Origin of the sequence: Pseudomonas sp. P7759 (assembly GCF_013386445.1) — a bacterium.
GTDB lineage: Bacteria > Pseudomonadota > Gammaproteobacteria > Pseudomonadales > Pseudomonadaceae > Aquipseudomonas > Aquipseudomonas azotoformans_A.
In genome coordinates, this window is sequence record NZ_JACART010000029.1 from 66,700 (window position 1) to 89,818 (window position 23,119).

Sequence of the window (23,119 nt, forward strand, 5' to 3'; positions counted from 1 at the left end):
GCCAGCCGGGCTGGGGGGCGCATCGGTGTTGTTCTAGGAGTCGAGTTGCATAGCCAACGCCTGGGGGCGATGGGAAAACAGTTGCAGCAGCGCGCCGCCCAGGGCGCAGCCGGCCATCACGAAGAAACACACGGTGTAGCCGTGCAACGTGGTCCAGCCGCCGCCCATGGCGATCAAGCTGCCCATCAGCACCGGCGCCAGGCCGCCACCGATGAACATCGCGGTGGTGATGATGCCGTTGGCGGTGGACGTCGCTGACGGTTCGGCCGAGTCGCAGGCCACGGCGTAATAGATCGGCCACACCGCATTGGCCACCAGGCCGAACAGCAGTTGCACCACGACGATCAGCGTCAGGGTGTTGGCGAAGTAGAACGCGCCGACACTCGCCGCCATCCACACGCCGCAGATGATTAGGGTGGTGCGTCGGCCGATGATGTCCGACAGCGACGGCCACACCAGTTGCCCGAGGATGCCGGTGAGGGTGAACACCACGCTCATCCCCGCCGACTCGGCCAGGGACAGCCCGGCGATGTTGTAGAGGTAGGCCGGCAGCACGATGTTGACGCCCATGTATACGACTTGGGTGAGCATGGTGTTGCCCGCCGTGAGGGCGATATTGCGGTTGCGCAAGGTGGCAAGGAATGTACGCCAGGCCTCGCCTTTGACTTGACTGGCCGGCGCGTTGTCCGGCGGGGTCATGCCTTTGGCGGCGATGTCGACGTACAGTGCAGTGATGCGCTCGGCGGTGGAATAACGCGCCCAGAAAATCATCAGCGGCAGCGCCACCACGAACGCGAAGAAGAACACATAGCGCCAGTTCTCTTCACCAAACACGGTGATGACAAAACTCGCGACGATACCGCTGAGCATCGCGCCAATCGGGTAACCCGTATGGTGCGCGCCCAGGGCAAAACCGCGACGCTCAACCGGCCACCATTCGGCAGTGTTGCTCACTCCCACCGGCTCGCCCCAGCCGGCGCCGAGGTTGACGCCGACGCGTAGGGCAATGAAGGTGGCGAGGTTGCCGCTCAACGCCTTGAAGCCGGACAGAAACGAGATCGCCGTGTAGCCCAGCACCAGCGGCACCTGGAAGCGCGCACGTTTCCAGCCGCCACCATAACGGTCGCTCCACATCGAACCGGGAATATCCAGCAGCGCCAGGGCCAGCATCACCACGGTAGCCACGGTGCCCCATTGGTCGGCGGATAAATCGAAATGCTTGGAAATTGTCGGCCCCAAGCGCAGCACGATCTCACGGTCGTAGGCGTTGAGAATCCAGATCATCCAGCAGACCAGCAGCGACACCCAGGAATGCCGGTGAATACTGCGCAGCGACGCTTTTTTGATAGTTGCCATGGGCCTCTCCAGGCGCGCAAGGGCGCGCACTGACACAAGGTTGCGAAGGAATATGCCTTGTCACACACACGCGCTAGCTGGCGAACCGTCGCTCGGCTATTCCTTGCACGCCCAACCCGGTAATGGCGAACAGCGCTCCGCGCTGCTGGCCGTCTGCCGGAAAACGCGGCAGCGGCGGCTTGGCCATGGAGGTCACAAACAGGGTGTCCAGGTTCGGCCCGCCAAAGGTCAGGCTGGTAACCTTTTTCACCGGCATCTGGATGATGCGATCGACGTGGCCGTCGGGGGTATAGCGCACCAGTTTTCCGGCGTAGACCAACGCCTGCCACAGGCAGCCTTCGGCATCCACGGTGCAACCATCGGCGGCACCACCGCCGGAAGTATCGACCTTGGCGAAGGTGCGACGGTGGCTGACGTTGCCGGAGGCCAGGTCGTAGTCGTAGGCCCAGATCTCGCCGGACCAGGTGTCGCAAAAGTAGAAGGTGTCACCCGACGGGCTCCAGCACGGGCCGTTGGACACGATGATGCCTTCGTCCAATGTGTGCAGGCTCAGGTCAGCGTCCAGGCGATAAAGCTTGGCGCTGGCGTTGTCTTCCTGGGTGTCCATGGAGCCGAAGATAAAGCGGCCTTGGCGGTCGACCTTGCCGTCATTGAGGCGGTTGTTGGGCAGGTGCGGTTCCGGATCAGCGACAAGGTTGAGTTCGCCGCTGTTGAGGTCGAGGGTGTGCACGCCGTTTTGCAGGGCGACGATGGCCGACTCGCCGTCACGGCGCAGGGCCATGGAGCCGATTTTCTGGCCCACGTCCCAGGCCCGCAGCTCTCGACCGTCGTCGGTGCAACGCAGGATGCGGCCGTCGGCGCTGTCGATCCAATACAGGCGTTGTTGCTCGACGTCCCACACCGGGCCTTCGCCCAGGGTGGTCTTGACGTCGACGAGCACTTCGATACGCATGGTGATCCCCTTATTGTTGTTGTGCGGGATGCAAGCCGCGGCTTGACGCGGCGGTTTGTTGGGTTAGAAGTTGACCTGGTCGCGCCCCTTGAGCCCGAGGATTTCCCGCGCTTCATCCGGCGTGGCGACGCGGTGGCCAAGCGCTTCGATCACGGTACGAATGCGCCGGACCTGATCGGCATTCGACGCCGCCAGTTTGCCCGGCCCGTCCCACAGCGAATCCTCAAGCCCCACGCGCGCGTTGCTGCCCATGGACAGGCCCATGGTCGCCAGAGGAATCTGCCCACGCCCGGCGCCGAGGATCGACCACACGTAGTCGTCGCCAAACAGACGGTCGGCGGTACGGCGCATGTGTGCCAGGTCTTCCGGGTGCCCGCCGATGCCGCCGCGCAAGCCGAATACCGACTGGATAAACAACGGTGGCTTGAGCAGGCCGCGCTCCAGGAAGTGCGCAGCGGTGTAGAGGTGGCCGATGTCGTAGCACTCGATCTCAAAACGCGTACGGTTTTCGGCGCAGGAATTGAGGATGTGAGTGATGTCACGGAAGGTGTTGCGGAAGATCCGGTCGTCACTTTCTTCGAGGTACGGCCGCTCCCAGTCGTGCTTGAAATCGGTGAAGCGGTTGAGCATTTCGTACAGGCCGAAGTTCATCGAGCCCATGTTCAGCGAGGCCAGTTCCGGTTTGAACTGCATCACCGGCTGCAGGCGTTCTTCCACGCCCATGGTCGGCGCGCCGCCGGTGGTGATGTTGATCACCACGTCGCTGGCGGCCTTGATCTGCGGCAGGAATTCGGCGAACAGCGCCGGGTCCTGGCTGGGGCGGCCGTCGTTGGGGTCACGGGCATGCAGGTGCACAATCGCGGCGCCGGCTTCGGCGGCTCCGATGGCGGCGTCGGCAATTTCCTGGGCGGTGATCGGCAAATGCGGTGACATCGACGGCGTATGAATCGCACCGGTAACGGCGCACGTAATGATGACAGGACGATTTTTGGGCATGACGAATCTCCGACTTTTATTCTTATGAAAAAAATCCTGGGTACAGCGCGATGTGTTCTTCCGTGGCTTACAGGTACTCGACGTTACCGTCGACGCTGATCGCTTGGCCGGTCACGTTGCGTGCGGCGGGCGAACAGAGGAACAACGCCATGGCGGCCACGTCTTCGGCGGTGACCATGCGCTTGAGGGAAATCTTGTTGAGGTATTCCTGGCGCATCTCGGCTTCGGGCACGCCGACCTGCTCCGCACGCGCGCGGATCACGCCGTCCATGCGCGGGCCTTCGACGATGCCGGGCAGCAAGGCGTTGACGCGGATGTCGTTCTCGCCCAGCTCCGAGGCCAGGGATTTCATCAAGCCGACGATCGCCCATTTCGTCGCCGCATAGGGCGTGCGCCACGCGTAGCCCAAGCGCCCCGCCACCGAGGCGATATGCAGCAAATGGCCGTGGGACGATTCCTTGAGCATCGGCACGGCGTGGTGGGCAAAGCGGTACTGCGCGGTGAGATTAATATTGATGGTGGCTTGCCACTCGGCGTCGCTGATCGCATCGATCCCGCCGGTAGGCCCGGCGATTCCGGCATTGTTGACCAGCACATCGAGGCCGCCGAACTGCTCGCGCTGCACCTGGAACACCGCCTCGATCTGCGCGGCATCGCTGACATCCGCGCGGGTGGCGACGGTGCCTGGGTATTTGTCGCGAAACGCCGCCAGGGCCGGCTCACTCACATCACACACATGCACCTGCGCACCGGCTTCCAGATACGCCGCTGCCAGCACTTCACCAATACCGGCAGCCCCGCCGGAAATCAACACACGTAACCCAGGATAGGGCTGCAGCCGTTGTAGGACACTCATGCACGTTTACCTCCTGAAGCTGACGACCGCGAACGGTCGTTCTTGACGAGCAGGCGCGCCAGGGAATCGGCGGCCTGCATGATGTCATCGGTCACCGCTGCGCGTGCGCCGGCGCCGTCGCGGGCAGCCAGCGCTTCGACGATGCGCGTGTGCGCCTCCATCGAGCGTTGCAGGTGAGCTTTATCCGGGGCGACCAACGCAAAGCACGGGCCCATGTGCAGCCAGAAGTTTTCCACGGCAGCCATGGTCAACTCGGCCTGGGCCACGGCGTAGATGCGCCGGTGAAACGCAAAGTTGGTCCACAGATAGCGCGACACGTCGACTTCGTCGGCAGCGTGTTGCATCTGCTGGCAGAGGTCAGTGATTTCGTCGAGGTCGGCTTTTTGCAGGAGCAGCACCGCCTTTTCGGCGAGCAAACCTTCGAGGGCGACCCGCGCATCACGGATTTCGCGCAAGCGTTCGACCGTCATCAGCCGCACACGCAGACGGGAGGTTTCGGTGACTTCAAAGGCGTTTTCGGCGCTGAGGCGTTGCAGCGCTTCGCGCACTGGCATCGGGCTGGAACCGAGCGCTTCGGCGAGACCGCGGATGGTGAGTTTCTGGCCAGGCTGGAAACGGCCACTCATCAAGGCTTCGCGGATCTGGCGGTAGACCTGGTCTTGCAAGGTATCGCGGGACACCTGGCGCAGGGTGGGCAGGAGGAGCGGACCATCTGTCATGAGGCAAAACCTGTGTTGTCGTTCTTATGGCCTCAATATGTGATCACAAATCAAATATGTCAAATAGTTTCCCATTTATGAGAGTGCACAGATAAATGTGGGAGCGGGCTTGCTCGCGAAAGCGGTTGATCAGTCACAGCACTGTTGACTGACGCTCCGTCTTCGCGAGCAAGCCCGCTCCCACATTTGGACCGCGTTTAGCCTGATATTAGGGTTTTAGCGGGCGCTCCTGATCCCGCTCGGAAAGCTCCGTCCCATCATCGGGATGCTTCCAGGTCTGCGGTTTTTCTTCCTCCCGCCGCCGGGGTTGTTCACGCTCCGGCTCGTCCCGCCGTTTCTGTTGATCAGTCATCGCCACCTCCCATCCGTAAGAATTGGTCACACCTTCAGCATAGAACAGCGAACGCATTTATGACCGCATCACTGATTGATAGCCAATGCGCATCAATCTATCCAAATTTGTCACTTATCATTTCTAAATGTGTCAGCCACTATTCTCGGTCTTAGGCGAAACAAGCACTTTAAAAAGAACGCTGGAGACACAAAACCATGACTAGCCCTACCCGACCCGACTCTGCCCGCTCGAAAGTGGGCGCGGTTTTCCGCGTGACTTCGGGCAACTTCCTCGAACAGTTCGACTTCTTCCTGTTCGGTTTTTACGCCACCTACATCGCTGCCGCGTTCTTCCCTGCCGCTAATGAGTTTGCGTCATTAATGATGACCTTCGCCGTGTTCGGCGCGGGCTTCCTGATGCGTCCATTGGGCGCGATCATCCTGGGTGCCTACATTGATGACGTCGGTCGCCGCAAAGGACTGATCGTGACCCTGTCGATCATGGCCAGCGGCACGCTGCTGATCGTGCTGGTGCCGGGTTATCACACCATCGGCCTGTGGGCACCGCTGCTGGTGCTGCTTGGCCGCCTGCTGCAAGGTTTCTCGGCCGGCGCGGAACTGGGCGGTGTGTCGGTGTACCTGTCCGAAATGGCCACACCCGGCCGCAAAGGCTTCTACACCAGCTGGCAATCGGGTAGCCAACAGATCTCCATCGTGGTCGCCGCCGCACTGGGTTATGGCCTGAACGTGTGGATGGAACCCGCCGTGGTGGCCGATTGGGGCTGGCGCATTCCGTTCGCCATCGGCTGTGTGATCATCCCGTTCATCTTCATCCTGCGTCGCAACCTGCAGGAAACCGAAGAGTTCGCCAACCGCAAGCATCGCCCGACCATGCGTGAAGTGCTGGCGACCCTGGTGAAGAACTGGACCGTAGTCATCGGCGGCATGCTGATGGTGGCCATGACCACCACCGCGTTCTACCTGATCACCGTGTATGCACCGACCTTCGGCAAGACCGTGCTGCAATTGAGCACCTCCGACGCGCTGTTGGTGACCCTGCTGGTGGCGGTGTCGAACTTTGTCTGGCTGCCGATCGGCGGCACCCTGAGCGACCGTTTCGGCCGCAAGCCGGTGCTGATCGCCATGACCGTGCTGACGGTTCTCACGGCTTATCCAGCGCTATCCTACGTGGTAAATGCCCCAAGCTTCGCCCATATGCTGGAAACCCTGCTGTGGTTCTCCTTCCTCTACGGCCTGTACAACGGTGCCATGATCCCGGCCCTGACCGAAATCATGCCGGTGGAAGTGCGTGTGGCAGGTTTCTCCCTGGCCTACAGCCTGGCGACTGCGATTTTCGGCGGCTTCACCCCGGCAATCTCCACCTGGTTCATCCACATCACCGAAGACAAGGCCTCGCCGGCCTACTGGATGATGTTCGCCGCCGCCTGCGCGCTGTGCTCGACCCTGGCGTTGTATCGTCGCGCCAACACCCGTGGGCAGGTGATGCAGGAGGCGGCATGATGAAGCCGTTGCTCAAGACCCTGACGGCCCTGGCCCTCGGCGCCCTGGCGCTGTCGGCACAGGCCGAACAGCTCAAGGTGATGACGTCGGGTGGTTTCACCGCCGCGTATAAGTTGCTTGGCCCGCAGTACGCCAAGCAAAGCGGTGACAGCCTCGACACCATCCTGGGTCCGTCCATGGGCAAGGCGCCGGAAGCGATTCCCAACCGTCTCGCCCGTGGCGAACATGCCGACGTGGTAATCATGGTCGGCTACGCCCTGGATAACCTGATCAAACAAGGCAAGGTCGACCCGGCTTCCCGTGTGGAACTGGCGGACTCGCGCATCGGCCTGGTGGTGAAGGCCGGCGCGGTCAAACCTGCAATCGGTACGGATGCCGAATTGAAAGCCGCGCTGAGCAAGGCCAAATCCGTGGCTTACTCGGACAGCGCCAGCGGTGTGTATGTCGAGAAGGAGTTGTTCAAGAAGCTCGGCATGCCGGCCAAAGGCACCATGATCGAACGCCTGCCGGTGGCCGAACAGGTCGCCAAGGGTGACTACGAAGTGGGCTTGCAACAGGTCGCGGAATTGCTGCCGGTGGCGGGTGTGACCTACGTTGGCAAGATCCCGGAGGATGTGCAATCGGTGACCCGTTTTGCCGCCGGCATTCCGGTGAATGCCGAACACCCTGAGCAGGCCAAGGCCTTGTTGCAGTACCTGGCGTCGCCCCAGGCGCAACCGGTGGTACAAGCCACCGGCCTGGACTCGGTGTCACGCTGACCGAAACGGCATCTCCCGCACCAACCGTTCCAACTCCAGCGCCGCTGGCGGCAAGGTCCGCCCGCGGCGTTTTATCAAGCCCACATTGCGCATCACCTGCGGCTCCACCAGCGGCACACTCACCAGGATCGGATGCTCGCCGGCCGGCATCGCAATCGAGGGCACCATCGCGACCCCCAGCCCTGCCTCCACCAGCCCGATCATCGTCGTGACGTGGTGCGTCTCGCAGATACTCGGCTTTTTCACCCGCACGCCACGCAACGCCTGGTCGAGCAGGAAGCGGTTGCCGGAAGTCTTGTCCACGGTGATGTAGTCGTGTTCGTAGGCTTCGGACCAGGTCACGCTGTCACGCTGGGCCAGGGGATGATCGCGGCGACAGGCCAGCACATAACGCTCCTGCAGCAGCAGTTCGAACTCCACTTCATCGGCCAGGCTGCCGCTGAAACTCACGCCGAAATCCGCCTCGCCACTTTCTACGGCATTGCACACTTCACCGGCGCTGGCATCCAGCACCCGCAGGCGAATTTTCGGATACAACTTGTGGAATTCAGAGATCACGTGGGGCATGAAGTAATACGCAGTGGACGGCACGCAGGCGATGGTGACATTGCCCATGCGTGTGGACGCGACATTGCTGATGCCCATGAGCGCGACATCGAGATCGTCGAGCATGCGCTCGACCTGCGGCAGGAATGCGCGGCCGACCATGGTCAGGCTGACGCGCCGCGTGGTGCGTTCGAACAGCTTCACATCCAGGGCAGTCTCGAGCTTTTCGATACGCCGGCTGAGGGCCGGCTGCGAGATCCGGATGGCCTCGGCGGCCCCGCGGAAACTGCCCTTGTCTACCACGGCGCGAAAGGCTTGGAGGTCGTTGAGGTCGAAGTTGATGATCACGGGAGTGCCAATATGGTCGAGGTGGCGGGCATTATCGTATGGGAGCCGATGGCGCGCCATGCATGCCGGGAGCGGCTTGTCGTAATAACCCTGCTACAAATATGAAGTCATACATATCAGTGGGTTATTGGGTTTTATGCGGCCACGCAATCGTCGAAATGGGTCAATACTTGCGGCCTGACCTTCACAACGGGAGATGTAGCACGCATGGAAACCCCTTACTTCTGGACAGACGACGAGATGCTGGATATCGGCATCGATCAGTTGCTTCTTGCATCACGCCAGTGGTCAAGTAGGATTGAATCCTACCCTCCTTCGGCGGACTTCCACATGCGCTCAACCCAGCAAATGAGCATTACCTTGCCCATCGAAATGGCTGCCCTGGTCAAAGCCAAGGTCGCGGCCGGTGAATATGCATCCGAGAGCGAAGTGATCCGCGACGGCCTGAGAGTATTGCTGGCCCGTGATCGCGCCATGGAAGACTGGCTACGGGACGAGGTGATCCCAGCTGCGGCAGCCCTCAAGGCCAAGCCCGAGCGCGCGCTGTCCGTCGAACAGGTTCGAGAACACATGGCAGCCAAGCGTCAGCGAAAAGGCACCGGGAAAGCGTGAGTTACGCGGTAGCCTTTTCGCCTGAAGCCTTGGCGCAACTCGACGCCCTTGAAGACTACATCAGCGATGCCAGTTCCCCAGTTATAGCTGCACGCTTTATCGACAGCCTCATCCGCTACTGCGAAGGCCTTTGCCTGGTTCCCTTGCGCGGCACCCGCCGTGATGACCTGCTCAAAGACTTGCGCATCACTCACTATCGGCGCACCACCGTTATCGCATTCATGGTGGACTCCGATACCGAAACGGTCTCGATCCTGGGGCTTTTTTACGGCGGGCAGGACTTCACGGCATTGTTGCCGGGCGATGGGGAGTAATCCCAGACCAACAAGAGTGATCAATGAACAAGATAGATGGAAGAATGAGCAGCGCTGCGCACCGAGCACTCAAGCCGGGCCTCTGCGTAATCGGCCTGCTGTGCGCCGCCACCCTGGGCTTTTTCGCCTGGCAAAGCTTCTACCCTGTCAGCGCAGCCCGCGGCTGGAGTGTGCAGGTGCTGCATCGCGATGTGCCCAAGGCCGCTTCGTTGATGCCCTTGGGGGATGGGTCGTTGATGGTCAGCCAGGAACTCGATGACGCCAAGGGCAGCATTGTGCGCATCCTCAAGGACGGCACCCGTGAAGTAGTGGTGGGCAGTCTGTCCAAACCCGATGGTTTGTTCGCCACCCGCGGTGGTTGGGTATTCAGCCAGGAGTCCACCGACCTGCCCGTGAGTTTTCTCAAGGACGGTGTCGTCACCGAACTGTTCAGGGGCGAAAGCGTGCAGGGTCTGTGGGATGACGGTGACTACCTCTATGCCATCGAAGACCGCAAGCCTTTCGGGCGACTGTTGCGTTATCGCTGGAGCGATCAGTCCCTGACCGTGCTGCGTGATCAGCTTCAGGAAGGCGAGTCCATTGTGCGCTGTACCGATGGGCGCATGCTCTACACCGAGAAGAAAAAAGGTGTGGTACGAGAACTGACAGAAGACGGCAATGATCCGGTGGTGCTGGCTGGCTTGAACAAACCGACGTTTTTGATGTGCGATGAGCGCGGGCTGTGGGTCAATGAGGACTCCACGCATCGCGCGAGATTGTTGCTGATAGACAAGCTGGGGCACCAGCAGACGATCTTATCGTTCCTGAAGGCGCCGCAGTCGATTGTGCCAACCGGTCGAGGGACCTATCTGCTGGCCGAAGGTGGGCGGGACCGAGTGTTGGAGCTGGTGCCCGAGACAGGCAAATCCTTACCGTAAACACTGCACCATCGCCTCATCTATGCGTTGAGGCGGTGGACACAGGTTAAAGCGGCCCCCAAACCTGCGGACCATTAAAAAACGCCCGCGCATTGCTATCCAACGTCTCCAGGTGATAGCCGCCCTCCTGCACGATCACGCACGGCAATCCCAACCCGCGAATGCACTCACCCAACCGCGCGAAACCCTCCCGTGTAACGGCGACTTTGCTCTGCGGGTCCAGCTCGTAGATATCGAAACCCAGTGACAACACCAGCACATCTGCCGAGAAGTTTTTCACCGCCGCCAAGGCCAGTTCCAGTTTTTCGAAAAACACCGCCTCGCTGGCACCGTGGGGCATTGGCAGGTTGAGATTAAAGCCTTCACCTGCTGCGCTACCGCGCTCTTCGGCGAAGCCGGCAACGCCAGGGTAGAAGTTGGTGGGGTCACCGTGAATCGAGACGTAAAGCACGTCGTCACGGTCGTAGAAAATCTCCTGGATACCTTGGCCGTGGTGCATGTCGGTATCGAGTACGGCGACGCGCTGGAAACCTTCCCGCAATGCCTGGGCAGCTACCGCAGCGTTGTTGATGTAACAGAATCCTCCTGCGGCATCGTAACGCGCATGGTGGCCCGGTGGACGACAGAGGGCGTAGGCAGCCGGTGCGCCATCAAGAATGTCCTGGGCGGCAGCCACGGCGCTCTGGGCCGACCAGTAGGCCGAGCGCCAGGTCAGTTCGCCGATCGGGCAACTGCCATCTGCGAGGTAACGCGCCGCCTGGGCAAGGATGCCGCGCAGGGCGTTGGGTTCGCGCACGAAGATATTGGACATGACTTCGTCGCCCCAGTCTTCGGGGATTTCCTTCCAGCGCTGGTGGGCTTCCTGCAGGAAAGCCAGGTAGGGCGCACCGTGTACGGCCAGCAAGGGATCAAGGCCGTAGTCCTGCGGCTGCTGGATGTCGAAACCCAAGGTTTGCGCGGCCAACAACAGGTTACGGGCCCGCTCGGGAACCTCTTGCGGCGTACGCATCTGGCCACGGGAGTAGTAGCTGCGCGGATGATGCAAAAGTTGTTCGGGATGAAAAAACGTACGCATGAAGAAATCTCCTTACTGAACCTGACCGGCGCGTTTCAACACGGCATTGAGCAATACGTCGGTGCCCTGGCGCACGTCCTCGGGCAACACGTCTTCGGCTTCGTTGTGACTGAGGCCACCGACACAAGGAATGAAGATCATCGCCGTTGGGCAATAGCGCGCCAGGTGGATGGCGTCGTGGCCGGCACCGCTGACGATGCGTTGTTGGCTGTAACCCAGGGCATCCACGGCGGTTTGCACGCAGGCGACGCAATCGGCGTCGAAAGGTGTAGCCGGGCTGATCCAGTGTGGGCTGACGGTCACAGACAATCCGCGTTGCTCGGCGATGGCCTGCGATTGTTGGCGCACCTGCTGTTCCATGGCATCGATATCGCCGTCGCGGTGATGACGCAAGTCGACAGTGAAATTCAGCAGTCCAGGGATGGTGTTGCGCGACGATTTGGCGATGCTCAATTCACCCACGGTGGTCAGGCCTTCCGGGGCAAAATCCGCCGCCAGCGTTTCCAGCGCCTGGATCATCTGTGCGGCGCCATACAAGGCGTCTTTACGCAGCGGCATCGGCGTAGTGCCGGCGTGGGCAGCCATGCCTTCGACGCGCACATCCAGCCAACGGATCGCCTGCCCGCCGGTGACCACACCGATGCTCTTGGCGTTGTCCTCAAGAATCGGGCCCTGCTCGATATGCGCTTCGAAATACGCATCCACCGCGCCGCCCAAGGGGCGTGAGCCGTTGTAGCCGGTAGCACGCAAAGCCTCGGCCACACTGATGCCATCGACATCGGCGGTGGCCAGGGCCTTGTCCAGTGCCAGGGTGCCGGTGAATACCGCCGAACCGAGCATGGCTGGGGTAAAACGAGCGCCCTCCTCGTTGGTCCATACCGCGATTTCCAGTGGCTTGCGTGTCTGGATCCCATGATCGTCAAGGCTACGGATCACCTCCAGACCCGCCAATACACCGTAGACACCGTCGAAACGCCCACCTTCGGGTTGGGTGTCGAGGTGGCTACCCATCATCACCGGCGCCGCGTCCTTGTCCGTTCCGGCACGACGGGCGAACAGGTTGCCGATGGCATCCACGCTCAGGGTCAGCCCGGCGGCCGTGCACCAGTGGCTGAACAGTTCGCGACCGGCTTTGTCTTCGCCGCTCAAAGCCAGGCGGCAACTGCCGCCGCGTGCCGTGGCGCCAATCTCGGCCATGGCCATCAGGCTGGCCCATAGGCGCTCGCCATTGATCTTCAACATTACAGACACTCCATCAAACGCTATGGGCCATTTCATGACGGTGGGCGGTGGCATGCCGGCGCGACAACGCCAGTACACACACCAGCGAGACCGCCGCGATCAAGCTGTAAAACACTGCCATCGGCCACCATTGGCCTTGGTATTCGTGGGCCAGCCAGGTGCCGATCAACGGCGTAAGGCCGCCCGCCAGCGCACCGCAAACCTGGTAGGCCAGGGAGATCGCGGTGTAGCGCACGCGGGTTTCAAACAGGCCGCTGACGAAGCCTGCGATCACCGCATAAAACGACGCCATGCACACCACCGCCAGGGCAATACCGAGGATGATCAACGGCGCCTGGCCGCTGCTGACCAATACGAACATGGGATAAGGCGAAGCCATGGCCAGCACCGTCATTGCGCACAGGAAACGCGTGGCGCCGACCTTCTCCGCGACCCAGGCGGCCAGCGGCTGGACGCAAAACTGGATGATGGCTACAAAGAACAGGCACTCCAGAATCAACGAGCGCGGTAGGCCCAGTTGCTGAGTGCTGTAGGCAATCATGAAGGTGTTGGTGAAATACACACCGGCAATGCCCAAGGTATTGGCCCCGATGCACAGCAGCAGTGGGCGCCAAGCGGTTCGCAGCACTTCAATGACTGGGGCCTGGTCTTTCTTGATCGCCCGCGCTTTTTCCGCCAAGGCTTTGTCTTCAAGAAATTCCGGCGACTCATTCACGCCCAGGCGAATCGCCAGGCCAACCACCAACAGCAACGCGCTGGCCAGGAACGGCACGCGCCAGCCCCAACTCATTAACGCGTCTTCCGGCAGACGGGTGACCGCACTGAACGCGAGCAGCGACAGGATCAGCCCAGCCGGGCTGCCCAATTGCGCGAAGGAAGCAAAGAAGTTGCGCCGACCTTTCGGCGCATGCTCGCCCGCCATCAACACCGCACCGCCCCACTCGCCGCCAACGGCAATACCCTGCACCACACGCAGCAGGATCAGCAGCACCGGCGCCGCGGCCCCGATCTGCGCATAGGTGGGTAGCAGACCGATACACACGGTCACCACGCCCATCATCACCAGGGTGATCACCAGGGATTTCTTGCGGCCGATCCGGTCACCGATGTGCCCGAACACGATGCCGCCCAACGGCCGCGCGAAAAACCCCACGGCAAAGGTGCCGAATGCCGCCATGGTGCTGAAGAGTTTGTCTTCGGAGGGGAAAAATAGTTGGCCAAACACCAGCGCCGCGGCGGTGGCATAGATGTAAAAGTCGTACCACTCGATCATGGTGCCGATAAAAGCGGCGGCCGCAGCACGGCGAGGCTGGGGCGAAGCGGAAGGCTTCATGGGGCTGGCTCCTTTGGTTATTTTTTTGGCAGGAGAAAGGTCGAACGCATGCGCTCTGATGGCGCTTGTTAGGGGTGATTTATCGTCTTGGGGCTATGATTAGTCAATTTTCTATTTATTATTCCAATTATAAATTCTGCTTATTATCGAGCTGCGCCATGCCCGAAGCCCGCCGCGACATTCATCCCTTGCTCAACGACCGCCTGGACTGGAACCTGCTGCGCACCTTCCGTGTGATTGGCCAGGAGCTGAGCATCAGCCGCGCCGCCGCCCGCCTGCACCTGACCCAGCCGGCGATCAGTCAGGCGCTCAAGCGCCTGGAAGAACAGCTCGACTGCCAACTCATCGTCCGCCGTGGGCCGCGCTTTGTGTTGACGGAGGCCGGTGAGCAGATCTTCGCCATCGCCGGCGAGATGTACGGCCAGGTGTCCCAGATGAGCAATGCCCTGCAAAAACCGGGCGATGAGGTGATCGGTAAAGTGCGATTGCTGATGATCAGCCGGATCAACTCGGACACCTTCGATGAATTTCTGGCGGAGTTTCATCGTGAGCATCCTCGGGTCGACCTGGAAGTCGAGGTAATGCGCAGCTCGGACATCGTCGCCGCGCTCCTGGAAAAAACCGCGACCCTGGGGCTGAGTCTTAACCGCCGACCGCAGCCACGCTTGGAACAGCACCTGTTCCTGCGCCAGCGCTATGCGTTTTTTTGCGGGCGCCATCACCCGCTGTTCGGGCGCATTGGTTTGGCGGAGGGCGATCTGCAGTCGGAGAACTTCGTGAGCTTCACCAGTGACCAGATCGGCGGGATGCTCTCACCGCTGACGATTTTCCGCGACCAGCAGGGGTTCAGCGGGCGGATTGTGGCTTCGTCCTCAAGCCTGGAAGAAGTGCGGCGCTTGGTGATCGCCGGCTTCGGCCTGGGCTGCCTGCCGATCCATGTGGTGGCGGAGGATGTGAAAAACGGGCTGCTCTGGCGGTTACCGCCGGATGAGGGAATAACGGACGTGGACATTCATCTACTGTGGAATCGAGAGCAGAAGATGAGTCGGGCGGAAGCCGTGTTTATTCAGAGCCTTGCAACGCGCCTGGCTGACCACGGCGCGCACGTTTCTAAAAGTTGATGAACGCCGGCTGTTTGCACATCGTTAGATTGCCGAGGTTTTCATTGATATCGAGCTTCGATGTGCCGATATCGAATTGGTAATACACCTTCCATGAAATCGCGGCACGGGTAGCGCTCGTGCAAAACTTTATCAACTTGGCCTTGCAGGTGGCCTCGTAATAAGTACCGGCGAGCGTACGCGCCGGGCTGGCGCCTGGGTCTTTTGACTGGCACGGACAGTGGGACAGAAACACCTCGGCTTTTGCCGGCGGACGGCCGCGTAAAGCGACGAAGTTTTGCACGCACTCATCAAAGTGCTCAATCAACAATTCTTCGGCATGCCGGCTTTCGGCTTCCACCCCCCGTTGCGTTGCCAGGTCCCGCGCAATGGGCAGCAATTCAGCGTACTTCACCTGGTGTATCTGCGGGGAGGGTGGGACTTTAAGCAGCTGCGCACTGACCCTCAGCTTATTGCCCACAGCGCTGTTGGCGACCTGATCGCGTGATTGCCGACTGACGAATACATAGTAACGGGCGCCTTCCAGGCTCAACACCAAACCGATCGCGCCCGCACGTTCACGAAGCGGCAATGCTTCGCTGAGTGTGTTCCGATAAACAAGCATGGACCTCTCCAATTCAATCGATAATCCCGAACAGAAATCCAGCGTATGCACGGACTTCGGCAGCTCTGAAGGGTTAACGGTTGAGGACCTGGGTTTATTCCGTCGCCATTCCTGGGCGCCCGATGGACGCCCGGTTGATGTGAGTGGTCAAACCAGGAGAACAGCGAGTCTTTTACTCAACGTCCCCGCTCTTTATTGGCTTGGGAGAGAACCGAGGCCGCCAAGGATTTAGTGTCCTCACTGTACTTGTCGCTTTGAAGCACCTTGCCCGCCTTTTCCTCCAGCTCAGCGCTCGTCTGCTTCTCGGTACTACGCTGTGCCAGCGCTGAAGCGGCAAGGCTTTTGGCAATGGCTGAAGTGTCTGGATCATTGAGAGTATCGGCCGCCAGAGCCGCTATCTTGCCGGAGGTTTTTTTCGTGTTCTTGCTCATGATGCAATTCCTTTGCAGTGGGTCGCGCGGGATCGAGTGCGCCATCACAAGGTAATAAGTCGCCGGTGCTACTGCAATGTCCTCCCTGTAGGCCGCGTTGGGGAAGCCTGTATGAAAGGTGTATGGCCCACGTAGTGCGTACTAGAGCGTCGCATCGATAGCACTGATGATTACTATCGAAACGAGCGCCTGCCCGATTTTCTGCACTGATTCCTATAATCGCCCCCTAATTCCTTCCCCCTCGCCTGGCTTCGGGCGACGTTCACCCTGGAACCCAACACCATGCCAAGTGCCAGCCAGGCCCCTCGCGGCCTTCCCGAACATAATCAACAGAGCGTCAAACAGCAGTGGCTGGCGATTCTCTCGGTCGCCGTGGGCGCCTTTGCCCTGGTGACCAGCGAGTTTCTGCCGGTGGGCGTACTCAACGACGTCGCTGCCGACCTTGGCATCAGCGCCGGCCACGCCGGACTGATGGTCACCCTACCCGGCATCATGGCCGCGATCGCCGCGCCTCTGCTGTCAGTGATCATTGGCGCGATGGATCGCCGTTACTTGCTGATCGGCCTGACACTGATCATGATCATCGCCAATATGGTCGTGGCCTTCGCCAGCGACTTCAGCCTGCTACTGTTCGGCCGTGTATTGCTGGGCATCAGCATTGGCGGCTTCTGGGCCACGGCCATCGCCCTCAGCGGCCGCCTGGCGCCCAAAGGCGTGGACGTCGCGAAGGCCACTTCGATCATCATGATGGGGGTGACCCTCGCCACCGTACTCGGCGTACCGGTCGGCACCTGGCTCAGCGGCCTGATGGGCTGGCGCATGACCTTCCTGGTCACCGCGCTGGTGGGCCTGCCGGTGCTGTTGGCGCAGGTTCTTCTGCTGCCATTGCTCAAGCCGGAAAAAGCCATTCTTGTCAGCGACCTGCCAGCGTTGTTCATCAACCCACGGGCTCGGGTCGGCTTGATCGCGGTCTTGCTGATCGGCCTGGCGCACTTTGCCGCGTACACCTACGTCGCGCCCTTCTTCAAGAACAGCTCCGGCTTCGATGGCCCGACTATCGGCTCACTGCTGCTGATGTTTGGCATAGCCGGTGTGGCGGGTAACATTTTTGCCGGATTCGCCGCCAACCGCAGCGTGCGCTACACCCTGCTGCTGGTTGCGCTGATGATCGGCACCAGCACCGCCCTGTTCCCCTACTTCGCCACCGGCCTGACCGGCGCCGCCATGCTGATAGCGCTCTGGGGCTTCGCCTTCGGCGCCTTCCCGGCCTGCGCCAGTATCTGGATGTTTGTGGTAGCGCCCAAGGATGTGGAGCGTGGCATGCCGCTGTTTGTCGCGCTGTTCCAGGTGATCATTGCGCTGGGGTCGTTCTTTGGCGGGCGGATCGTTGATCAGATGGGCACTTCGGTGCTGTTGAGCCTGGCGACGGCGTTGGTGGGCGTGGGCTTTGTGACGGTGCTGGTGCTGGGGCGCAATGTCAGCAATAGCTTGGCGGCGCAACCTGCCTGACCAGAGAAGTACTGACTAAAAAGCCTGCTGAGTGTTGAGCTCAGCAGGCTTTTTCGTTTAATGGGGATGAGTATCGGTGGTGGCACCTGACTGACTTGCATCCTTAGTCAGAATAAATGAGCTAAACGCCAGAAAATCCCCTAGATGCTGAGTGATGATCGCAACGGTGATCGGCAATTGAAGGGTTTGATACTCATGAACGGCGATATTACGAAAACCGACCATATTCTTCAGGTTGGTCAACAAGGACGGGCTCACCCACCCACCTTGGGATAGCAATTGGAACACGTCACGTGCGCCCTGAGGGACGCCCAGCCGCTCACGACGGATCAAATGCTGCCCCATATCCAGTGCAGCTTCGCAGGCACGCTGAATGTTGAGAATCGCCGCATCCTGCCGAGTGAAATCAGTCGCGAAACTGTCAGGGTCCTTGTCGTACTCCTCGCGAGCGCGAGCCACATAGCGCTCAATGCTCGAAGCCTTGTTGAGGAGCACATCATCGACCATGCACTTTTCCTTCCGTCTGAATATCGGCCAACAGCGCTGCCCTTGCAGTGTCCAGCGCGGTTTTTTCACTGAGGATATAGCTCTCGAAAATACCTGCCTGACTGTCCTTGTTCCAGAGCCGACGCCCGGTTGTTATTACCTGATATTGCATGACCGTGGAGGCCGCGCGCAGGTCCAGCAGATCGACGGGCACCGCCACGATGTCAGCAAGCTCCCCCGCTGTCTGCCACAGCAGTAGCGGGTCCACTGTGCCGGCAGCAAGCACTGCCAGGTCGAGATCGCTGTCGGCATTCGCCTCACCCGTCGCTTGACTGCCAAACACATAGACAGCCATCAGATCAGGGACACTCGCCAATAACTGCGCCAACACTGCTTCAACGTTCATGTTGCGACTCATGGTGCCATCCGATGAGTGACCGTAGCAGAATTCATCTTCAAATTTCTGCCCCAAACAAAAAACCCCCGACAACCTTTAGGTTATCGGGGGTTTTTCGTTATTCAATAATGGCGGAGAGATAGGGAAAATACGCCACCTTCTCTACAGCCCTTACACCCCAAGCCCTGCGAAGATCCCGCTTCATTTTGGTACAAAATACTGGTACAAAACAGTATCTCCACCGAAAAAGGCGAGCCCTAGCATGGCAGCGGACAATCTTATCCTCAAAGCGGGCACATGGCACGCCAGATTCGTCATCCCAGAGGACCTACGAGAATATTTTGGGAAGAGTCAGTTTTCCCAATCCTTGAAGACTGGCTCTAAAGCCGATGCACAAAATCTTAAAATTCCTCACATCAAGCGGTGGAAAGCTGAGATAGAAACGAAGCGAAAATTGCTGCGTGACGAAAGCGGTGATTTAAAGCTGAATATGGATTTTGAAGAGGTTAAAGAAGTAGCCGTGTCGTACATGGCTACAAAGGCGGAAAAAGAAAAGGATTATCTAGCCAAACTGGTAAACGACCTGATCGGCAATGGCGCTGAATTTGGCGAAACTGAATTAGTAGTGAAAAGGGATGAACAAAAAGAAAGGGTTATGCACATTCATATTCAAGGCTATATTTCTGATCAGGAATATGAAGACCTTATAGAAGAGTTTGATGTCTGGTACGTCAAACACAGCATGATCATTGAAAAGGAAGGTAAGTTAGGATTTGAAACCATCGTCGCCGCAGTAAAGTACTTAAACAGATTAACCACTCAGCTTGATTTAAAAATGCTTATGGGAGAACTTTCCGAAACAGATGAGTTCACCATTACAGAGCGAAAAGATGTGGTGGAATCCGCTAAACATTATGAATCACACGCACCTGAAACGCCCTTTACCAAAGCAAACCTAGAAAAGTTTTCAGAGTATCAAAAGAAGATTCGGAAAGTCATTGACAAGACAGTAGACATGCAAGTTAGCCGCTTGGAGAAGATTAACGATTGGCTAAAAAAAGAAAAATTGCCATTGGAACATAAAAGCGTGCGTCTCTACCTTGAGTCGCAAACATCCCTTTCACCTAAAACAAAGAAACAATACGTTTTGGCAGGCAATACATTTTACAAATGGGGAATGAATAATCTTACACGTTTCGAAGCTAAATATCAGAATATGAAACCCCCATTTCAAAACCACGAATTCCCTACATCACGTAAAGGTAAAGCTCAAGTAGAAGCAGAGCGTAAAAATTACACGGTTAAACAAGCCGAAGAAATTTATGCCAAAGCTAAAGAAGTTAAAGGTAAAAACCGGCAACACTTGATGGATGCGATTCGCATTGGTGCTTTCACAGGCATGAGAATTGAAGAAATATGCCAGCTAGAAATTCAACGAGATTTGGTGGATGACGAAGGTGTTTACTGTATTTCCTTGGATGAGGGCAAAAACCGCTCCTCAATTCGTAAGGTGCCGATCCATCCCGATTTACTCCCAATTATTAAACGCATGAAAGAAAACTCCAAGGATGGGTTCTTGGTGCCCTCCCCGGCTGGAAACAAGTATGGAATTAGGTCAGATTTTTTGAGCAAGGCTTTTGGGCGATTGAAAACTTCGATGGGTTTTAACGAACAGTACGTTTTTCACAGCTTTCGTGGCACGGTAATTACACAGCTCCAACGCGCTGGCGTCGCAGAATTGACCGTCAAATGTATTGTTGGGCATGAAACTGGTGAAGTGACATGGGACATCTACAGTGACGGTGCGTCTCCAGAACAGAAATTTGAGGCGATAAAAAAGTTGAAATATGAATTTGCTGACTAGGTAGAGGATCTTCTATTCATCACTACCCAAAACCCCGTTACCACTGGCTCCGTTCAGCCCACGTCTCAGTATCCAAAAAGACCGGGCTGAAGCGCCTTTTTTTCTTTTTCGAAATCCTGCATCTACTCATCACACCCGGTAGGCAAATATCCCCGCGCAGCGGAATGCGTCAAATGCTAGATTCTCGAATCGCCCGAGGATTTCTACCAACATGCTCATGCAGTTCCTGACCAGCCTCTTGCCTTCCCTGACACCCGATAACACCAAGATCCATTTGGCACAGCACAATGGGATCGAACACCCAATGGACGTGTACCTGGCTGGTGACTTTGATGAGTGGCAGTCGTGGCAGTCAAGGAAGAATTTCGAGTGCCGATACGTCATCGGCCTTGTTGAGATTCCAGAGTCCAAGAACTGGCTCCTAGCTGGGATCTACGATTCGTTGAAAGTGAAAGAGGTACGCCAAGACAAGGTCCATCGTGACTACGTTTACGAATACCGCCGAGTGCCAGAGTTCGAAGAACTGGCGGGGCGACTGGTCCTGGAGTACAAAAAACCAAGGGCCAACTACCTGTACCTCAAGACATGCATGCCCACGATGAAGCTGTCCGAAATCCTAGAAAGGAAAATGACCGTGGGGAGATTCCCCGGCTTTAAGGATGTAGACATTAGCTTCCAAGAATTGAAAATCATCGCCAGGGAAGGGATCGTGTCGTGGCAGACTGCTTTGAGCAGCGTTGCAGGCGTTTACCTGATATCCGACCGCACCGAGGGTGAACACCAGCTATATGTAGGCTCTGCCACGGGCACAGGTGGCTTGTGGGATCGTTGGGTGACTTACTCAAAGAATGGGCATGGCGGTAACACCCGAATACGTGACCTTCACCTGAAACGGGGTGAGTCGTTTTCTGAACATTTCAGGTTCAGCATCTTAGAAATTGCCGATAAGCACACTGGCGCTGACGAGATGAAGGATAAGGAAATTCACTGGAAAAAGAGACTATTGACTCGTGACAGTGGATTGAATGGCAACTGACTAGAATACGAAACCTTAAAAAATCATTCATTACTATTGTGAAAGCAATACTTATAAGGAAATATACATGGCAGTTAAAAGCAAGGTAATCCAGGCAGAACCTCAATTTCTTCTACGACCGGAAAACGCCGTCAAAAAATATGAAGCGCTTTTCCTTGAAATTGATTCTGGCCAAATTAAACTGCCAATGTTTCAACGTGAATTTGTTTGGGATAAAGAACAAAGTGCCAAACTAATCGACAGCATTCTCAAAGGCTATCCAATCGGCACGTTCATCTTATGGAAGACCAAGGATACCTTGCGGTCCGTAAAAGACATTGGCAACCATAAATTACCAGATACGCCTAAAGGCGACTATGCGCAATACATACTGGACGGTCAGCAACGCATCACCTCCCTATATGCTATTCGCAAGGGCATTCGCATAACCAAAGACAAAAAGGAAATTGATTACAAAGATATTTATGTAAATCTTGATTACGATCCTTTGACCGACGAACAGATAGTAACGAGCCAGCAAGAGGAGGACAAGATTTATGTTTCTGTACATGACCTCCTAACCTCGGACGCATTAGACTTCATTGAAGATATCGGAAAAGAAAAAGCCAAGAAATTTCAAGAGTACAAAACTAATTTAACAACATATGACTTTGCAACGATCACTATCAAAGACTATCCAATTGAAATTGCTTGTGACGTATTTGCCCGGATAAATACAGGCGGTAAACCGCTGACCTTATTTGAAATCATGGTAGCTATGACCTACGATGAAGCTAGGGGGTTTGACCTTGCTTTGAAGTATGAAGAGTTAATTTATGGTAGCGATGAGGTTTCAAAAAGTTTAGTCAGAGCAAAATTTTAAACGATTCCTGCAGCTACAGTGCTTCAGGCTGTCGCAGCCATTGCAGTAGGTAGTATCCGCGCTAAAGATATTTTAAAAATTGGACGTGAGAAGTTCATTACGAATTGGGACCCCATGGTTTCGTCAATGTTTTCTGCGGTTGATTTCATCAGAACAACTCTACATGTTCCAGTATCCCAACTTCTCCCCTATTCCTCATTACTAGTTCCGCTAACTTATTTCTTTTACAAAAATGACAACAAGCGTCCAACTGAAACACAGTCAAAGTTATTGAAGCAATTTTTCTATTGGGTCGGATTGAACTGGCGTTATAGTGGCTCAACCGAAACCAAAATAGCGGAAGACCTGAAAAAAATTGCTCAAATATTAAAGGAGCGCAAACCTAAATACCCAGGGGATGAGCTTAAAGTATCTGCTGAAGACATTGCTGAAACCTGGTTCTCTGCGGGTAATTCGTACATTAAAACTATACTTTGTTTACTCGCCTCTCAAAAGCCTAAAAACCTTGACGATAACAGCGACGTGATATTGGATAACTCAAACCTGAAAATTGCGTCCAGCAGAAACTACCATCACTTTTTCCCCAAGGCTTTCGTTAATAAAAATTTCAAAGAGAGCGAACCAAATTTGGTTGCCAATATCACTCTGATTGATTCGGCTTCAAATAATAAGATTCGTGCAAAGGCACCAAGCTTGTATGTGGGAGAATTCGAAGGTACTAATTCAAAACTATCAGCAACATTGAAGTCGCACTTCATTGGCAGCCCAAAAACCTACGGCGTGCTTGATGATGACTATGACAAGTTTATTGACAAACGATCTGCCGCGATTGCTGCTGCTCTCAATGAAGCGCTAAATCCAGAGCTATAAAGCACATAAGGAAGCTGATGCTGGCAGTTGCAAACTGCAAGCACAGCTTCCTAATACCTTT

25 protein-coding genes are annotated in these 23,119 nt (G+C 57.1%); 11 read left to right on the forward strand and 14 right to left on the reverse strand.

The features are described from left to right. Positions 1-33 precede the first annotated feature (33 nt). The 6 genes from HX823_RS21650 to HX823_RS21675 form a co-directional block, all read right to left on the reverse strand. Entirely contained in the window at positions 34-1,356 is a 1,323-nt protein-coding gene (locus HX823_RS21650) for an MFS transporter (protein ID WP_038846289.1), read from the reverse strand. A 73-nt stretch (positions 1,357-1,429) separates the two neighbouring features. Continuing rightward, positions 1,430-2,308 (reverse strand): SMP-30/gluconolactonase/LRE family protein, encoded by an 879-nt coding sequence (locus HX823_RS21655; RefSeq protein WP_177076591.1) that lies wholly within the window; start codon positions 2,306-2,308, stop codon positions 1,430-1,432. A gap of 63 nt (positions 2,309-2,371) precedes the next feature. Next, complete coding sequence (locus HX823_RS21660; RefSeq protein WP_071488953.1) at positions 2,372-3,304, reverse strand: 3-keto-5-aminohexanoate cleavage protein; 933 nt, start codon at positions 3,302-3,304, stop codon at positions 2,372-2,374. 67 nt (positions 3,305-3,371) lie between these two features. Next, complete coding sequence (locus HX823_RS21665; RefSeq protein ID WP_177076593.1) at positions 3,372-4,160, reverse strand: SDR family oxidoreductase; 789 nt, start codon at positions 4,158-4,160, stop codon at positions 3,372-3,374. After that, on the reverse strand, positions 4,157-4,879 hold the full coding sequence (locus tag HX823_RS21670) for a GntR family transcriptional regulator (RefSeq protein WP_016975198.1): 723 nt from the start codon (positions 4,877-4,879) through the stop codon (positions 4,157-4,159). Before HX823_RS21670 ends, HX823_RS21665 begins: the two co-directional genes overlap by 4 nt. 208 nt (positions 4,880-5,087) lie before the next feature. After that, positions 5,088-5,288, reverse strand: coding sequence for a hypothetical protein (locus tag HX823_RS21675; protein WP_038848344.1), 201 nt, complete (start codon positions 5,286-5,288; stop codon positions 5,088-5,090). Between the two features lie 140 nt (positions 5,289-5,428). Here HX823_RS21675 and HX823_RS21680 point away from each other — a divergent pair, with 140 nt between their 5' ends. Together HX823_RS21680 and HX823_RS21685 are read left to right on the forward strand one after the other, a co-directional pair. Next, positions 5,429-6,733, forward strand: a complete 1,305-nt coding sequence (locus HX823_RS21680; protein WP_038848342.1) for an MFS transporter — start codon at positions 5,429-5,431, stop codon at positions 6,731-6,733. Beyond that, positions 6,733-7,491, forward strand: coding sequence for a substrate-binding domain-containing protein (locus tag HX823_RS21685; RefSeq protein WP_177076627.1), 759 nt, complete (start codon positions 6,733-6,735; stop codon positions 7,489-7,491). Before HX823_RS21680 ends, HX823_RS21685 begins: the two co-directional genes overlap by 1 nt. Here the strand turns inward: HX823_RS21685 and HX823_RS21690 are convergent. Then, positions 7,483-8,385 carry a LysR family transcriptional regulator gene (locus HX823_RS21690; protein WP_095017547.1) on the reverse strand — a complete coding sequence of 301 codons (903 nt, stop codon included), beginning with the start codon at positions 8,383-8,385 and terminating at the stop codon, positions 7,483-7,485. The genes HX823_RS21685 and HX823_RS21690 overlap by 9 nt on opposite strands. Before the next feature lie 330 nt (positions 8,386-8,715). Between HX823_RS21690 and HX823_RS21695 the strand changes: the two genes are divergently transcribed. The 3 genes from HX823_RS21695 to HX823_RS21705 are packed head-to-tail and all read left to right on the forward strand — an operon-like array spanning position 8,716 to position 10,228. Next, positions 8,716-8,997: a type II toxin-antitoxin system ParD family antitoxin gene (locus HX823_RS21695; protein WP_177076629.1), complete on the forward strand. Its 282-nt coding sequence runs from the start codon at positions 8,716-8,718 to the stop codon at positions 8,995-8,997. Next, positions 8,994-9,311: a type II toxin-antitoxin system RelE/ParE family toxin gene (locus HX823_RS21700; RefSeq protein ID WP_177076595.1), complete on the forward strand. Its 318-nt coding sequence runs from the start codon at positions 8,994-8,996 to the stop codon at positions 9,309-9,311. The genes HX823_RS21695 and HX823_RS21700 overlap by 4 nt, the downstream gene beginning before the upstream one ends. Before the next feature lie 44 nt (positions 9,312-9,355). Further along, on the forward strand, positions 9,356-10,228 hold the full coding sequence (locus HX823_RS21705) for a hypothetical protein (RefSeq protein WP_177076631.1): 873 nt from the start codon (positions 9,356-9,358) through the stop codon (positions 10,226-10,228). A 46-nt stretch (positions 10,229-10,274) separates the two neighbouring features. On the opposite strand, the gene HX823_RS21710 is transcribed toward HX823_RS21705, so the two are convergent. The 3 genes from HX823_RS21710 to HX823_RS21720 are packed head-to-tail and all read right to left on the reverse strand — an operon-like array spanning position 10,275 to position 13,878. After that, positions 10,275-11,303: a histone deacetylase family protein gene (locus tag HX823_RS21710; protein ID WP_177076597.1), complete on the reverse strand. Its 1,029-nt coding sequence runs from the start codon at positions 11,301-11,303 to the stop codon at positions 10,275-10,277. A 12-nt stretch (positions 11,304-11,315) separates the two neighbouring features. Beyond that, positions 11,316-12,545 (reverse strand): Zn-dependent hydrolase, encoded by a 1,230-nt coding sequence (locus tag HX823_RS21715; protein ID WP_177076599.1) that lies wholly within the window; start codon positions 12,543-12,545, stop codon positions 11,316-11,318. A 13-nt stretch (positions 12,546-12,558) separates the two neighbouring features. After that, the gene (locus HX823_RS21720; RefSeq protein WP_177076601.1) at positions 12,559-13,878 is read right to left on the reverse strand and encodes an MFS transporter; all 1,320 of its coding nucleotides are present in this window, start codon (positions 13,876-13,878) and stop codon (positions 12,559-12,561) included. Positions 13,879-14,036: 158 nt separating this feature from the next. Here HX823_RS21720 and HX823_RS21725 point away from each other — a divergent pair, with 158 nt between their 5' ends. Then, a complete protein-coding gene (locus tag HX823_RS21725) occupies positions 14,037-14,999 on the forward strand; it encodes a LysR family transcriptional regulator (protein ID WP_177076603.1) in 963 nt (320 codons plus the stop codon). On the opposite strand, the gene HX823_RS21730 is transcribed toward HX823_RS21725, so the two are convergent. After that, positions 14,989-15,654: a hypothetical protein gene (locus HX823_RS21730; protein WP_371317973.1), complete on the reverse strand. Its 666-nt coding sequence runs from the start codon at positions 15,652-15,654 to the stop codon at positions 14,989-14,991. The two genes, HX823_RS21725 and HX823_RS21730, sit on opposite strands and share 11 nt — an antisense overlap. A gap of 125 nt (positions 15,655-15,779) precedes the next feature. Continuing rightward, on the reverse strand, positions 15,780-16,034 hold the full coding sequence (locus HX823_RS21735) for a hypothetical protein (RefSeq protein WP_177076605.1): 255 nt from the start codon (positions 16,032-16,034) through the stop codon (positions 15,780-15,782). Between the two features lie 282 nt (positions 16,035-16,316). Between HX823_RS21735 and HX823_RS21740 the strand changes: the two genes are divergently transcribed. Beyond that, positions 16,317-17,543 (forward strand): MFS transporter, encoded by a 1,227-nt coding sequence (locus HX823_RS21740; protein WP_038848315.1) that lies wholly within the window; start codon positions 16,317-16,319, stop codon positions 17,541-17,543. Positions 17,544-17,600: 57 nt separating this feature from the next. On the opposite strand, the gene HX823_RS21745 is transcribed toward HX823_RS21740, so the two are convergent. Beyond that, complete coding sequence (locus HX823_RS21745) at positions 17,601-18,050, reverse strand: DUF86 domain-containing protein (RefSeq protein WP_038848311.1); 450 nt, start codon at positions 18,048-18,050, stop codon at positions 17,601-17,603. Beyond that, the gene (locus tag HX823_RS21750; RefSeq protein WP_038848306.1) at positions 18,040-18,435 is read right to left on the reverse strand and encodes a nucleotidyltransferase domain-containing protein; all 396 of its coding nucleotides are present in this window, start codon (positions 18,433-18,435) and stop codon (positions 18,040-18,042) included. Before HX823_RS21750 ends, HX823_RS21745 begins: the two co-directional genes overlap by 11 nt. A gap of 253 nt (positions 18,436-18,688) precedes the next feature. Here HX823_RS21750 and HX823_RS21755 point away from each other — a divergent pair, with 253 nt between their 5' ends. From HX823_RS21755 to HX823_RS31860, 4 genes are all read left to right on the forward strand, one after another. Beyond that, positions 18,689-20,290, forward strand: coding sequence for a tyrosine-type recombinase/integrase (locus tag HX823_RS21755; protein ID WP_177076607.1), 1,602 nt, complete (start codon positions 18,689-18,691; stop codon positions 20,288-20,290). Between the two features lie 211 nt (positions 20,291-20,501). Beyond that, positions 20,502-21,326 carry a GIY-YIG nuclease family protein gene (locus tag HX823_RS21760; RefSeq protein ID WP_177076609.1) on the forward strand — a complete coding sequence of 275 codons (825 nt, stop codon included), beginning with the start codon at positions 20,502-20,504 and terminating at the stop codon, positions 21,324-21,326. Positions 21,327-21,393: 67 nt separating this feature from the next. Beyond that, entirely contained in the window at positions 21,394-22,188 is a 795-nt protein-coding gene (locus tag HX823_RS31855) for a DUF262 domain-containing protein (protein ID WP_218169945.1), read from the forward strand. Between the two features lie 18 nt (positions 22,189-22,206). Next, positions 22,207-23,058 (forward strand): hypothetical protein, encoded by an 852-nt coding sequence (locus HX823_RS31860; RefSeq protein WP_218169946.1) that lies wholly within the window; start codon positions 22,207-22,209, stop codon positions 23,056-23,058. Positions 23,059-23,119: the final 61 nt, after the last annotated feature.